Annotated in this window: 11 protein-coding genes; 6 read left to right on the top strand and 5 right to left on the bottom strand. The window is 62.3% G+C overall.

What is annotated here, in order from left to right:
• Window positions 1–6 precede the first annotated feature (6 nt).
• Both BLL38_RS14905 and BLL38_RS14900 read left to right on the top strand, forming a co-directional pair.
• Window positions 7–417, top strand: a complete 411-nt coding sequence (locus BLL38_RS14905) for a CesT family type III secretion system chaperone (RefSeq protein WP_076963232.1) — start codon at window positions 7–9, stop codon at window positions 415–417.
• Window positions 418–715: 298 nt separating this feature from the next.
• The gene (locus BLL38_RS14900; RefSeq protein WP_003173733.1) at window positions 716–931 is read left to right on the top strand and encodes a TOBE domain-containing protein; all 216 of its coding nucleotides are present in this window, start codon (window positions 716–718) and stop codon (window positions 929–931) included.
• Window positions 932–976: 45 nt separating this feature from the next.
• Here the strand turns inward: BLL38_RS14900 and BLL38_RS14895 are convergent, their stop codons facing one another.
• The 3 genes from BLL38_RS14895 to BLL38_RS14885 are packed head-to-tail and all read right to left on the bottom strand — an operon-like array spanning window position 977 to window position 3791.
• Window positions 977–2125 (bottom strand): MalY/PatB family protein, encoded by a 1149-nt coding sequence (locus BLL38_RS14895; protein WP_076963231.1) that lies wholly within the window; start codon window positions 2123–2125, stop codon window positions 977–979.
• Between the two features lie 50 nt (window positions 2126–2175).
• Window positions 2176–2856: a Crp/Fnr family transcriptional regulator gene (locus tag BLL38_RS14890; protein WP_076963230.1), complete on the bottom strand. Its 681-nt coding sequence runs from the start codon at window positions 2854–2856 to the stop codon at window positions 2176–2178.
• Between the two features lie 47 nt (window positions 2857–2903).
• Complete coding sequence (locus BLL38_RS14885) at window positions 2904–3791, bottom strand: LysR family transcriptional regulator (RefSeq protein ID WP_076963229.1); 888 nt, start codon at window positions 3789–3791, stop codon at window positions 2904–2906.
• Between the two features lie 113 nt (window positions 3792–3904).
• On the opposite strand from BLL38_RS14885, the gene BLL38_RS14880 reads away from it, so the two are divergent.
• Window positions 3905–4765, top strand: coding sequence for a DMT family transporter (locus BLL38_RS14880; protein ID WP_076963228.1), 861 nt, complete (start codon window positions 3905–3907; stop codon window positions 4763–4765).
• Window positions 4766–4820: 55 nt separating this feature from the next.
• Here BLL38_RS14880 and narL read toward each other — a convergent pair whose 3' ends face one another.
• Together narL and BLL38_RS14870 are read right to left on the bottom strand one after the other, a co-directional pair.
• Window positions 4821–5468 (bottom strand): two-component system response regulator NarL, encoded by a 648-nt coding sequence (narL, locus tag BLL38_RS14875; RefSeq protein ID WP_076963227.1) that lies wholly within the window; start codon window positions 5466–5468, stop codon window positions 4821–4823.
• Entirely contained in the window at window positions 5465–7270 is a 1806-nt protein-coding gene (locus BLL38_RS14870; protein ID WP_076963226.1) for a HAMP domain-containing protein, read from the bottom strand. Before BLL38_RS14870 ends, narL begins: the two co-directional genes overlap by 4 nt.
• Window positions 7271–7580: 310 nt before the next feature.
• On the opposite strand from BLL38_RS14870, the gene BLL38_RS14865 reads away from it, so the two are divergent.
• The 3 genes from BLL38_RS14865 (at window position 7581) to BLL38_RS14855 (ending at window position 14084) form a co-directional block, all read left to right on the top strand.
• On the top strand, window positions 7581–8846 hold the full coding sequence (locus BLL38_RS14865; protein ID WP_076963313.1) for an MFS transporter: 1266 nt from the start codon (window positions 7581–7583) through the stop codon (window positions 8844–8846).
• Window positions 8843–10240 (top strand): NarK family nitrate/nitrite MFS transporter, encoded by a 1398-nt coding sequence (locus BLL38_RS14860; RefSeq protein ID WP_076963225.1) that lies wholly within the window; start codon window positions 8843–8845, stop codon window positions 10238–10240. Before BLL38_RS14865 ends, BLL38_RS14860 begins: the two co-directional genes overlap by 4 nt.
• A 70-nt stretch (window positions 10241–10310) precedes the next feature.
• Entirely contained in the window at window positions 10311–14084 is a 3774-nt protein-coding gene (locus BLL38_RS14855; protein ID WP_076963224.1) for a nitrate reductase subunit alpha, read from the top strand.

Raw genomic sequence — 14084 nt, 5'->3', positions numbered from 1 at the left:
GCTTGAATGTCATTGAAAAACTGGTTGGAACAATGGGATCTGGCAATGCCGCCAGAAGATCAGCCTACCTGCCGTCTGCACATTGGCGAGGATCCCGAAGTGCTACTGGAGCGAGTACCGCATGGCTGGCTGATCGCCCTGCGCCTGGGCGCGCTGCCCAAGCGATTGCTGCAAGGTGTGGTGCTTCAGTTATTGCAGGTCAACAGCCCGTTCTCGGTGCTTGCCCCCGTCAGACTGACCGCTGACGCCGCTGGCGATCTGGTGCTGTGGGTCGAGGCGTTGGACGGGCAGAGCGATGTCGAGAGCCTGAACGCCTGGTATGGCAAGTTGCTCCAGGGGCATACCTTGTTCAAATCGTTGACCGAGCCAGGTGCGACGCTGTCTGATGCGCCCTTGTCGGGTGGGGTCTTTGTCTGAATGGGCTGAGTTGGCCGATCGCTTTCAAATGTGAAATAACACCGGGCCCTAATTGGGCCCGGTGTTATTTCGGTGCTTCAAACATTCAGTTCAAGGCTGCGCTGGTGAGACCGCGTTGGCCATGCAGGGGATCTACGTTCAAACCGTAGGCATTTTTGGTATGCAATTACAGAATTCTTAATATGTCAAAAAGGAATAAATAAATAGTTATTTATTCCTTTTGTTGTTGGTGTGGATGGCGCATTTTGAGGGCCTGCGCATTCGTGCGGATTGACCCAACCGTAAAAGGAAACCTCACATGACCATCAAAGCGATCAACGTACGCAACCAGTTCAAGGGCGTGATCAAGGAGATCCTGCTGGGCGAAGTGGTGTCCGAGATTGACGTGCAAACGGCGTCGGGGATTGTCACTTCGGTGATCACCACCCGCTCGGTGCGCGACCTGGAGTTGAAGGTGGGCAGCGAAGTGATTGCCTTCGTCAAATCCACCGAAGTGTCCATCGCCAAGCTCTGAGCCCAGCCCTTGCCGGAGCCGGCAAGGCGGCTCCGGCAGAGCGGTTCAGCGGTTTTGCAGGCTGCGTTCCAGGCGGGAAAGACCTTCTTCGAGCAAGGCCCGTGGGCAGCCGAAGTTCAAGCGCACGAACTGCTGGCTGTCATCGCCAAATTCCACACCCGCACTCAACCCTACCTTGGCCTGTTCCAGGAAAAACCGCTGCGGGTCTTCCAGGCCCAGGGCGCTGCAATCCAGCCAGGCCAGGTAGGTGCCTTGCGGGGCATGCATGACCACTCCCGGCAGGCGCTTTTGCACCGCCTCCAGCAGGTAGTCGCGGTTGTCTTGCAGGTACGCCACCAACGCCTGCAACCATTCCCCACATTGGCTATAGGCCGCCCAGGTGGCTTCCAGGCCCAGGGGGCTGACGCTATCGACCATGCCGCAGCGCGCCTTGTTGAAGCGCTCGCGGATGACCGGGTCCTGGACAATGGCAAAGCAGGTCTTCAGGCCGGCGACGTTGTAGGCCTTGCTGGCCGACATCAGGGTAATGGTGCGGCGGGCGATCTCTGCGCTCAACGAAGCGGTGGGGATATGCCGGCGCCCGTCGAAGCACAGTTCGGCATGGATTTCATCGGAGATGATCAGCGCGCCTGTATCCAGACAGGCGTTGGCCACGGCCAGCAGTTCCTCGCGGGCGAACACCTTGCCCAGGGGGTTGTGAGGGTTGCTCAGCAGCAAGGCGCCGGCGCCTTTCAAGGCCTGGCGCAAGGCGGGCAGGGGGGTCAGGTATTCGCCCTGGTCGCTCAGGGCAAACGGCACTTCGATCTTCGGCAGGTTCCAGTTGCCCGCCGCATGGCGTAGCGGTGCGTAGTTGGGGGTCTGCAACACCACCGGCTGGCCGGGCTGGACAAAGGCGTGCAAGGCCATGTTGAAACCCGGCTCCACGCCCGGCAGGAACAGCAGTTCATCGGGCTGCACACGCCAGGCGTACTTGTCCCACAGGTCGCTGATGATCGCCTCACGCACTTCGGGGCGGGCGACACTGTAGCCGAGCATCTGCTGGTCCAGGCGTGCGTGCAGGGCCTTGAGGATCGCCGGTGGGGCGGCGATGTCCATGTCGGCAATCCACATGGGCAAGACGTCTTCGGGGTAGCGGCTCCACTTGGTGCTGCCGGTGCCGAGGCGAGGGTGGATCGTGTCGAAATCAAAGCTCATGGGCGGCGCTCGTGTCAGGAAGGCGGGCGAAGAATGGCGTCGATTCTAAGTCAGCCAGCCTGATAGGTCATCAATTGCTCCTCGCACAGGATGCGGATGGTGCGGCGTTGCACCTCGATCAGGCCGGCGTCTATCAGCCGGTGCAGAATCCGCGAAAACGTCTCCGGCTGAATCCCAAGCTTGGAGGCCACCAGACGCTTGGGCACCTGCAGCACCACATCGCCGCTGACGGTATCGCGCTCCTGGATCAGAAAGTTGATGACCCGGCGGCTGGCATTGGCCAGGGTCAGGGTGTCGATGTCCTTGAGGCGTTGGTGCAGGTGCAGGCTCATGGTGCCGAGGATCGCCAGGCAGATCTGTGGCTGGTCCTCCAGGGCCTTGCGGTAATGATGGCCCTCGATGCTCACCAAGACGCTGTCCTTGAGCGCCGTGGCACTCACCGGATAGGCCTTGGCCTGGCTGAACAACAGCGCTTCGGCAAAGGTCTGGCCAGGGCGGATGACTTCCACCAGATGCTCCTGGCCTTCGCCGGTGACCCGGTGCAACTTGACCTGGCCACTGATCAGCAGGAAAAACCGATCGGCAGGGTCGCCCTGGTGCATCAGGGTGGCATGCCCGGGCAGGCGCTTGAGATTGGCCAGGGTACAGACGTCCTGGAAAATCTTCTCCGGCAACGGGCTGAATAGATGATGCCGACGCAGGGTCAAGACAATGGATGGATGGGTCAACATGGCGTACCTCCGCTCCCGCCCATGGTAGGGCGTGGCGGTGGCTGGGCCTATGCCTCGTTGGAGGTAGCCCCGTGGAGGCAGTGCCCCTGCAACAGTGCCGAAAACGCATCCCGGGCCGGATGACAACCGACGTTGGCATGCCAGTAAAACAGGTTGTCGATGTGCGCCAGTTCCGCGAACTCATGGCCCTGCCAGTTGGCACCCTGGCGGTATTGCTCGTAGATCCCCCGCGGCACCAGCGCGGCGCCGCTGCCGGCGCTGACACAGCCGATAATCGTGCCGTAGCTGGCGATGCTGACAATGGGGCAGACCTGGTCGTGGCGTGACAACCATTGTTCCAGGGCCAGGCGATACGGGCAGCCTGTGGGCCACATAAACAGGGTCAGGCCGTGCAGGTCTGCGGCACTGCGCACCGGGCCCAGCGATGTGGGGGCAATCAATATCAGGTCTTCGCTATACAGCCGCGTGCTGTGCAGCCCGGGGCGTTGCACATCCACGGCGACAATTGCCGCGTCCAGCCGATGGTGCTGGATATCATCGAGTAACTGCGACCAGGTGCCGGTGCTCAACGCCAGCGACACCTGGGGGTACAGCGCGTGATAGCGCGCCAGCAACTGCGGCAAGCGCCCGGTTGCACTGGACTCGATAGCGCCGATACGCAAATGCCCCTGGGGCGCGCCACCCAGTGCGACGGCACGCCGGGAGGCTTCGGTCAGGTCGAGGATTTTCGTCGCGTACTCGATAAACACTTCGCCGGCGGGGCTGACCCGCAGGCCCCGGCCCTCACGCACCAACAGCGCGACGCCGAGTTCCTGCTCCAGGGCCTTGAGGCGCGCGGTGATATTGGACGGCACGCAATGCAGCTGCTGCGCAGCACGGGCGATGCTGCCCAGCTCGTAGACCGTCTTGAACATACGCAGTTGGGACAGTTCCATGGTTCACCTGGAGTGAAGAGTGGGCTCAGTTTAAGTCACTTTTTTCGAGGCCTGGGGTTTCTCATACTGTTGCCAGGCAGTGCCTGTGTGCTGCCACGTCCCCGAGAACGCCCATGCCCCGCGCAAAAGTTGTCCTGGCAACCGTCTTTGTCATTCTCTGCTGGGCGTATTCGCCTATCGGTATCCATATCGCTTTGCAGGCCTACGCCCCCGACAACCTGGCCTTGCTGCGCTTTTTGATTGCGTCGGTATTGATGGCCGCGGTGGCCTGGGGCAAGGGCATTGCACGGCCCCGGGGCCGGGATTTGCCTTTGTTTGCGGTGCTGGGGTTGTTTGCGGTGACCCTGCACCACATCGCCCTCAATTACGGCCAGCGCGGTGTGAGTGCCGGCGCTGCCAGCGTCCTGGCGCAATCTACACCACTGTTCAGCGCGGTGCTGGCCAGCACCGTGTTCAGGGAACGGCTCGGCGCCTGGCAATGGGGCTGTGTACTCGGCGGCCTGCTCGGTGCCGGGGTGGTGGCGGTGGGGGATCGCGGCTTGGGCGAGCTGGAGGGGCATAGCGTGTTGATCCTGTTGGCGGCGGCGTCCTGGAGCCTGTATTTCGCCCTGCAAAAGCGTTATTCCCAGCGTTATGACGGGCTGACGATGGTGTGCTGCACCCTCTGGTCAGGCACGGCGTTGCTGCTGGTGTATCTGCCGGGGTTGCCGGGGGAGCTGGCCCAGGCTTCGATATCGGTGAACCTGGCCGTGCTGGTGCTGGGCATTTTTCCCAGTGCGCTGGCGTACCTGGCTTGGGCTTATGTACTGGCCCATAGCCAGGTCAGCCGGGCAGCGATTGCGCTGTATCTCATCCCGCCGGTGGCGATGCTGATGGGGTGGGTGATACTGGCGCAGCGGCCTTCGGTGATGGTGATGGTGGGGACGGTTATTGTCCTGGCGAGTGTGGGGGCGTTGACAGTGAAAGGGCGATGAGGACGCAACTAAGCTGTAGGTGCTGGCTTGTCGGGTCGTTCCCACAGGGCAAACCCTACCCAGCCTGACGCAAATGCTCCATCGCCCACACCGCCGCTTCCACCCGCGAGCGCAACCCCAGCTTGTGCAGCAGGTTCTTCACATGCACCTTCACCGTGCCTTCGGTAATCCCCAGCTTATGCCCGATCACCTTGTTGCTATAGCCCCCGGCAATGGTCTTCAACACCTGCCGCTCGCGCTCGGTCAGTTCCACCGCCGTATGGGGCTGGGGCGAGCGCAAGGCCTGGGCCAGCACGCGGGTCAGGCCGGGGCTGATCACCAGGGCGCCGTGCAGGGCATCGCGGATGTACTGGATCAGCAACTCCGGCTCCATGTCCTTGAGCAGATACCCGTTGGCATCCAGGCGCAGGGCATCGCGGATATCGTCTTCGGCATCGGACACGGTAAACAGCAAGACCTTGCCGCCATAAGCCATGGCCCGCAGGCGGCGCAGGGTTTCCAGGCCGTTCATCTGCGGCATGTTGTTGTCCAGCAGCACCAGGTCCGGTTGCAGCGACTCGATCAGGCCCAGGGCCTCCTCGCCATTGCCGGCTTCGCCCACCACATGCAGGTCATCTTCCAGTTCGAGCATCTGGCGCATGCCGTGGCGCATCATCGGGTGGTCGTCGACGAGCAGGATGCGGTGGCGCAGTGAGGTGTTCATGACAAGCTACCTTCTTGGAGAGAGTGCCCGAGAAACTCCGGGCGAAACAGCAAGTGCACCCGCGTGCCCTGGGGCTCGCGGGGGGAAATATCCAACTGGCCGTGCAGGCTGCGAGCGCGTTCGTCCATGATGGTCAGGCCGTGGTGTTCGCGCTGGTCCACCGGCTCGCTGAAGCCGCGGCCATCGTCCTCAATGCTCAGGCTCACGGTTTCGCCATGCTGGCGCAGTTGCAGCCAGGCGTTTTCGGCGTGGGCATGGCGCAGGCAGTTGGACAGCGCTTCGCGGGTTACTTGCAACAGATGGATCTGTTCACTGGCCGACAGCTGGAAGGCCAGGGCATCCACATGCAGGTGCACCTGGAATTCGCCACGGCGCGAGAATTCCTCGGCGGTGTCTTTGAGCTCCTGCACCAGCCCTGCATCGTGGATTTGCAGGCGGAAGGTGGTGAGCAACTCGCGCAGTTGCCGGTAGGCGTTATTCAGGCCTTCGCGCAGTTCGCCGGTGACGGTTTCCAGGGTGGCCTTGGGTTCGTCGCGGCGCAGCAGGGTCTGCATGCGGCTGACTTGCAGCTTCATATAGGACAGGGCCTGGGCCAGGGAGTCATGCAGTTCGCGGGCGATGATGGTGCGTTCGTCCAGCAGCAATAAACGGTGGTCCTGCTCACGCTGGCGCTTGAGGGACAGCGAGGTGCCAATCAGGTTGGCCAGGGCCTGGATCAGTTGCTGCTCCCAGGCCTGGGGCGTATGGCCGTCGACAAAGTGGGCCTTGAGTTCGCCCAGTTCCGCACCCTGGTTGCTGATGCTGAACACCTGGGGCGGGGCGACGTGATGGCGCTCGCAGGTGGCGCAATCGCCGATGGCGCAGACATTGCGGCTGTTCTCGCCATGCAGCGCCAGCATCTGTTTGGCGGGGGCGAGGAAGTGCCCTTGCAGGCACAGCGACAGGCGCAGGCCCGGCAGGCGTTTCTGAAAGCGGCGGATCAACTCGTCGAGGCCCTCGGCATTGGCCAGGCGCGTGGCCAGGCTGCGGCTGCTCTCGTAGAGCAATTCCAGGGCGGCGTTGGCCTGTTGCAGGTTGAGGGTCTTGTGCTGCACCTGGCTTTCCAGGGTGCGATGGGATTGCTCGATGGTTTCGGCCAGGGTGTTGAAGCTCAGGGCCAACTGCCCCAGTTCGTCCTGGGAGCGATGATTGACCCGCGCCGTGTAGTCACCCTCACGAAAGCGCCGGGTGGCGTCCACCAGTTCCTTCAAGGGCGTGACCACACCGTACTGCAATTCATACAGCCCCAGCAGCAGGATGATCAGGGTGCTGAACAGCGCCAGGCCCTGGATCAGTTGTTGCCAGCCTTGTTTGTGCTCGCTCTGTTGCTGCAACAGGCTGACGAACTGGTTCAGTTGCTCGACAAAGGCCGGCGCGCGCTCGCGGAAGAACACACTGTCGCCGCGCTCGATGGCCGGGCGCAGCTCTTGGTTCCAGTGTTGCTGGATCTGCCGGTAGCTTTGTTGCAGGGCGCTGTGGGGGCCGTCTTCCAGCACTGCTTTCAAGGACTGGCTGTCCAGGCGTCGTTGCAGGCTCTGGGTGATGGCCTGGATCTCGTCGGCGGGGGCGTGGTCGGCGAGTTTCCAGCTCAGGTGGTAGGTCTCCATGCGCACTGAGCCGGCGGTGTTGATGGCCGCGCCGTCGCCCTGGCTGAACCAGGCGATCAGCCCGGCGCTCAGGGAACTGGCCAGGGCCAGGATCGCAATCAGGATCACCGCGACACCGGCGCGCGCGGGCAGGGAGCTGCGCAGCCAGTTAAACATCACGGCGTAATCGAAGGGGCAAGAACAGCAGCATGGCGGCACCTGGCAAAGGAAACAGTATTCAATTCTGCATTCCCTGGCGCACTACCTCTAAAGAGTTGCCGGCGCACCCTCCCACGGGAAAAAGCCGGCACAAGAGATCAATCCATTGATAAATAAAGACTTTCTCTTGTTATTTGGCCTACCTCTTAAGAGGTAGATGGGCCCAGCATAGGCCAAGAGCCCCCAGGTGGACGTTGATCTGGGTCAAGTTCCTGGAGGACGTCACCCCTAACCTGCGCTCATGGAATCACTTCTGGGAGCGCAAACCGTGACTCAACCCCGTGTAAGACAGGGCCTGGTGCTGGGCATGAGTACGCTGGCCTTCACCGTGTGCTTTATGGTCTGGATGATGTTCGCCGTGCTCGGCGTACCGATCAAAGAGCTGCTGCAACTCAACGAAACCCAGTTCGGCCTGCTGGCGGCCACCCCGGTCTTGACCGGCTCCCTGGTACGCCTGCCCCTGGGCCTGCTGACTGACCGCTTCGGCGGGCGCATCGTGTTCTTTGTCTTGATGCTCACCTGCGTGCTGCCGCTGTACCTGATCACCTACGCCACGGCCTTTTGGCAGTTCCTGGTGCTGGGGCTGTTTGTCGGCCTGGCCGGTGGCTCGTTCTCGGTAGGCATCGCCTATGTCGCCAAGTGGTTCGACAAAGACAACCAGGGCTTTGCCATGGGCGTGTTCGGTGCCGGCAACGCGGGGGCGGCGGTCACCAAGTTTCTGGCGCCGGCCCTGATTGCCCTGGGCACCTGGCACCTGGTGCCGAAGGTGTTCAGCGCGATCCTGTTTATCACCGCGCTGCTGTTCTGGTTCCTCACCAGCGAAAACAAGGCCCATCGCAGTGCCGGCGGCGCCACCTTGCGCGAACAACTGCTGTGCCTCAAGGACCCGGCCGTGTGGCGCTACTGCCAGTACTACTCGATTGTGTTCGGTGGCTACGTGGCCCTGGCGCTGTGGGCGACCAAGTACTACGTGCAGGAATACGGCTTCAGCCTGCAAAGCGCCGCGCTGTTGGCCGCGTGCTTTTCCCTGCCGGGCGGGGTGTTGCGCGCCGTGGGCGGCTGGATGTCCGACCGCTGGGGCGCCCAGAGCGTGACCTGGTGGGTGCTGTGGGTGAGCTGGATCTGCCTGTTCCTGCTCAGCTATCCGCAGACCCAGTTGCAGGTGCAGACCGTCAACGGTCCGCTGGATTTCCACATCGGCCTCAACGCCACCGTCTTCACCATCCTGCTGTTTGTGATGGGCATCGCCTTCGCCTTCGGCAAGGCCTCGGTGTTCAAGTACATCGCCAATGACTACCCGCAAAACATGGGCGCGGTGTCCGGCATCGTCGGCCTGGCGGGCGGCTTGGGTGGTTTTGTGCTGCCGATCATGTTCGGCGCCCTGGTGGACCTCACCGGCGTGCGCTCCTCCTGCTTCATGTTGATGTACGGCGTGGTCTGGGTATCCCTGACCTGGATGTACTTCAGCGAAATCCGCAAGCAACCGCTGCTTGGTAAAGCGGCGGCCCAGCCTCTCCAAGGAGAATCCGCATGACTATCGCGCAAAAGCCCAACTCGGGCCCGGTGATCCACGACTGGCGCCCTGAAGACCCGGCGTTCTGGGGTGCCAGCGGCAAACAGACCGCAACCCGTAACCTGTGGATCTCGATCCCGGCGCTGCTGTTGGCCTTCGCTGTGTGGATGGTGTGGAGCACGGTGATTGTGCGTCTGAATGCCATCGGCTTCAGCTTCACCACCGACCAGTTGTTCTGGCTGGCGGCGTTGCCGGGTCTGTCTGGCGCCACGTTGCGCGTGTTCTATTCGTTCATGGTGCCGATCTTCGGTGGCCGCCGCTGGACGGCCCTGAGCACCGCGTCGCTGCTGATTCCATCACTGTGGATGGGCTTTGCGGTGCAAGATCCCAGCACCTCCTACAGCGTATTTGTGCTGATCGCGCTGCTGTGCGGCTTCGGCGGCGGCAACTTCGCTTCAAGCATGTCCAACATCAGCTTCTTCTACCCCAAGTCCCAGCAAGGCACGGCCCTGGGCCTGAACGCCGGCCTGGGTAACCTGGGGGTGTCGGTGATGCAGTTCTGCGTGCCGCTGGTGATTACCTTCGGCGTGTTCGGCCTGCTCGGCGGCCAGCCGCAAACCCTGGAAGACGGCAGCCAGTTGTGGTTGCAGAACGCCGGGTTTATCTGGGTACCGTTCATTATCACCGTGACCCTGTTTGCCTGGTTCGGCATGAATGACCTGTCCAGCGCCCGTGCTTCGTTCAGCGAGCAGGCGGTGATCTTCAAGCGCAAGCACAACTGGCTGATGTGCTGGTTGTACCTGGCCACCTTCGGTTCCTTCATTGGCTTTTCGGCCGCCTTCCCGATGCTGATCAAGACCTCGTTCCCGGACGTCAACGCCCTGAAATTTGCCTTCCTCGGCCCGCTGGTAGGTGCCCTGGTGCGCCCTTTGGGCGGCTGGCTGGCCGACAAGCTGGGCGGTGCGCGGGTGACCTTGTGGAACTTCGTGCTGATGATCGCGATGGTGTTCGGCGTCCTGCACTTTTTGCCCCTGAACGGCGAGGGCGGCAGCTTCTACGGCTTCCTCGGCCTGTTCATGCTGCTGTTCATCACCACCGGCATCGGCAATGGCTCCACCTTCCGCATGATCCCGGTGATCTTCCGTACCCAGCATGAAAAAGCCAGCGCCGGCAAACCTGCCGCCGTGCGTGAGCAAGCCCTCAAGGACGCGAGCAAGGAATCGGCCGCCGTGCTGGGCTTCAGCTCGGCCATGGGCGCCTTCGGTGCGTTCTTCATTCCCAAGACCTTTGGCTCGTCCATGGCCTACACCGGCAGCCCGGCCATGGCGTTCTATATGTTTGTCGGCTTCTACCTGAGCTGCATCGTCGTGACCTGGTGGTGGTATGCGCGCAAAGGCGCCGAGACCCCCTGCTGAGTCGACCCCGAATTCAAACCTTGCGTGGGCGGGGCACAGAACCCCGCAGCAAGCCTCTGAGGAAAGCACCATGAGTCATCTACTGGATCAACTGCGGTTCTTCAATCGCAAGCAAGACGAATTCTCCGAAGGTCACGGCGAGACCCGCAAGGAGTCCCGCGACTGGGAGAACGTCTACCGTTCGCGCTGGCAGTACGACAAGATCGTGCGCTCCACCCACGGGGTGAACTGCACCGGCTCGTGCTCGTGGAAGATCTACGTGAAGAACGGCCTGATCACCTGGGAAACCCAGCAGACCGACTACCCGCGTACCCGCAACGACCTGCCCAACCATGAGCCGCGCGGCTGCCCCCGTGGCGCGAGCTACAGCTGGTACATCTACAGCGCCAACCGCCTGAAGTACCCGAAGATCCGCAAGCCCTTGCTCAAACTGTGGCGCGAGGCGCGCCTGACGCTGTCGCCGGTCGAGGCCTGGGCGAGCATTGTCGAGGACAAGGCCAAGGCCGACGCCTATAAAAGCAAGCGCGGCATGGGCGGCTTCATCCGCTCCAACTGGGATGAAGTCAACGAGATCATCGCCGCGTCCAACGTCTACACCATCAAGCAGTACGGCCCGGACCGCATCGTCGGCTTCTCGCCGATCCCGGCCATGTCCATGGTCAGCTACGCGGCAGGTTCGCGTTACCTGTCGTTGATCGGCGGCGTGTGCCTGAGTTTCTACGACTGGTACTGCGACCTGCCGCCAGCCTCGCCGATGGTCTGGGGCGAACAGACCGACGTGCCGGAATCGGCCGACTGGTACAACTCCAACTACATCATTGCCTGGGGTTCCAACGTCCCGCAGACCCGCACCCCGGATGCGCACTTCTTCACCGAGGTGCGCTACAAGGGCACCAAGACCGTGGCCATCACCCCCGATTATTCGGAAGTGGCCAAGCTCACCGACCTGTGGCTCAACCCCAAGCAGGGTACCGACGCCGCACTGGCCCAGGCCTTCAACCATGTGATCTTCAAGGAGTTTCACCTGGATAAACCGAGTGCCTATTTCACCGACTACGCCAAGCGCTACACCGACTTGCCGGTGCTGGTAATGCTCAAGCCCATGACCGGTTTTGCCCCGGGCGCAGGCTTCCAGCCGGACCGCTTCCTGCGTGCGTCGGACCTGGTGGACAACCTGGGCCAGGACAACAACCCGCAATGGAAAACCATCGCCCTCGACGAGAGCGGCGAACTGGTCTCACCACAAGGCGCCATTGGCTATCGCTGGGGCGAGAAGGGCAAGTGGAACATCCTCGCCAAAGAAGGCGGTGAAGGCCGCGAGATCGACCTCAAGCTGAGCCTGATCGGCGATGACGTCGCCGAAGTGGCATTCCCGTATTTTGCCGGTGAGGCCCACGACTACTTCCAGCACGTGGCCGGCGATGCCGTGCAGTTTCGCCGGGTGCCGGTACACAGCGTGACCCTGGCCGATGGCTCGGTGGCCAAAGTGGCGACGGTGTTCGACCTGTCGGCGGCCAACCTGGCCATCGACCGTGGCCTGGGCGGCAGCAACGTGGCCAAGGACTACAACGACGCCAGCGTACCGGGCACGCCAGCCTGGCAGGAGGCAATCACCGGGGTCAGCCGCGAAAAGGCGATCCAGATCGCCCGTGAGTTTGCCGACAACGCCGACAAGACCCGTGGGCGTTCGATGATCATCGTCGGCGCGGCGATGAACCACTGGTACCACATGGACATGAACTACCGCGGGCTGATCAATATGCTCATGCTCTGCGGTTGCGTCGGCCAGACCGGCGGTGGTTGGGCGCACTACGTGGGCCAGGAAAAACTGCGTCCGCAATGCGGCTGGCTGCCTCTGGCATTCGGCCTGGACTGGAACCGTCCGCCACGCCAGATGAACGGCACCAGTTTCTTCTACGGCCACAGCTCGCAATGGCGTCACGAGAAGATGAGCATGCACGACATCCTCTCGCCGCTGGCCGACAAGTCGCAGTTCCCCGAGCACGCCCTGGACTACAACATCCGTGCCGAACGCGCCGGCTGGTTGCCCAGCGCACCCCAGCTCAATACCAACCCGCTGCACATCTGCCGCGACGCGGCGGCAGCCGGCATGGACCCGAAAGACTACGTGGCCAAGTCCTGGCAGGACGGCAGCCTGCGCTTTGCCTGCGAGCAGCCGGACAGCCCGGTGAACTTCCCGCGCAACATGTTTATCTGGCGCTCCAACCTGCTGGGTTCGTCGGGCAAGGGCCACGAGTACATGCTCAAGTACCTGCTCGGCACCAAGAACGGGGTGATGAACGAAGACATCGGCCACAGCACCGAATGCAAGCCGACCGAGGCCGAATGGGTCGAAGACGGCGCCATTGGCAAGCTGGACCTGGTGACCACTCTGGACTTCCGCATGTCCTCGACCTGCGTCTACTCCGACATCGTGTTGCCAACGGCAACGTGGTACGAAAAAGACGACATGAACACCTCGGACATGCACCCGTTCATTCACCCGCTGTCGGCGGCGATTGATCCGGCGTGGGAGTCGCGTTCGGACTGGGAAATCTACAAAGGCATCGCCAAGGCGTTTTCGGCCATGTCGGTCGGCCACCTGGGCGTGGAGCAAGACCTGGTCACCGTGCCGTTGTTGCATGACAGCGTTGGCGAACTGGCCCAGCCGTTTGGCGGCACCGACTGGAAAAGCGCCGGCGTGGCGCCGGTACCGGGCAAGAATGCGCCGAACATGGCGGTGGTGGAACGGGACTACCCGAACATCTACAAGCAGTTTTCGTCCCTGGGCCCGCTGCTGGAAAAACTCGGCAATGGCGGCAAGGGCATCAACTGGAACACCGACGAAGAGGTCGAGTTCCTTGGCGAACTCAACCACCACGAAGGCGACGCGGGCATCAGCCACGGCCGGCCAAAAATCGACACGGCCATCGACGCCGCCGAGGTGATTCTGTCCCTGGCCCCGGAAACCAACGGCAAGGTCGCCTTGAAAGCCTGGGCCGCACTGTCGGAATTCACCGGTATCGACCACAGCCACCTGGCGATTTCCAAGGCCCACGAAGCGATCCGCTTCCGCGATATCCAGGCGCAGCCGCGCAAGATCATCTCCAGCCCCACCTGGTCGGGCCTGGAAGACGAGCACGTGAGCTACAACGCCGGCTATACCAACGTCCATGAAAACATCCCATGGCGCACCATCACCGGCCGCCAGCAGTTCTACCAGGATCACCCGTGGATGCAGGCGTTTGGCGAGCAGTTGATGAGCTACCGGCCACCGGTCAACACCCGCACCATCGAAGGGGTGAAGGGCAAGCGCAGCAATGGCCAGACCGAAATCGTCCTGAACTGGATCACCCCGCACCAGAAGTGGGGGATCCACAGCACCTACAGCGACAACCTGCTGATGCTCACCTTAAGCCGTGGCGGCCCGATTGTGTGGCTCTCGGAAATCGACGCCAAGCGCGCCGGGATCGAGGACAACGACTGGATCGAGTGCTTCAACGTCAACGGCGCCCTGACCGCCCGTGCGGTGGTCAGCCAGCGGGTCAAGGAAGGCATGGTGATGATGTACCACGCCCAGGAACGCATCGTGAACGTACCCGGTTCGGAAACCACCAAGACCCGTGGCGGCCACCACAACTCGGTGACCCGCGTGGTGCTCAAGCCGACCCATATGATCGGCGGCTATGCCCAGCAGGCCTACGGTTTCAACTATTACGGCACAGTCGGCTGCAACCGCGATGAATTCGTGGTGGTGCGCAAGATGGTCAAGGTCGATTGGCTCGATGGTTCCAGCGGTGATGATCTGCCGCGCCCATTGCCGACCGATATCGAGGAGAACTGA

It is taken from the genome of Pseudomonas gessardii (assembly GCF_001983165.1).
In the GTDB taxonomy this organism is placed as follows: domain Bacteria; phylum Pseudomonadota; class Gammaproteobacteria; order Pseudomonadales; family Pseudomonadaceae; genus Aquipseudomonas; species Aquipseudomonas gessardii.
The sequence above is the reverse complement of the archived record's forward strand: the minus strand, read 5'-3'. Positions and strand labels throughout refer to the sequence as shown.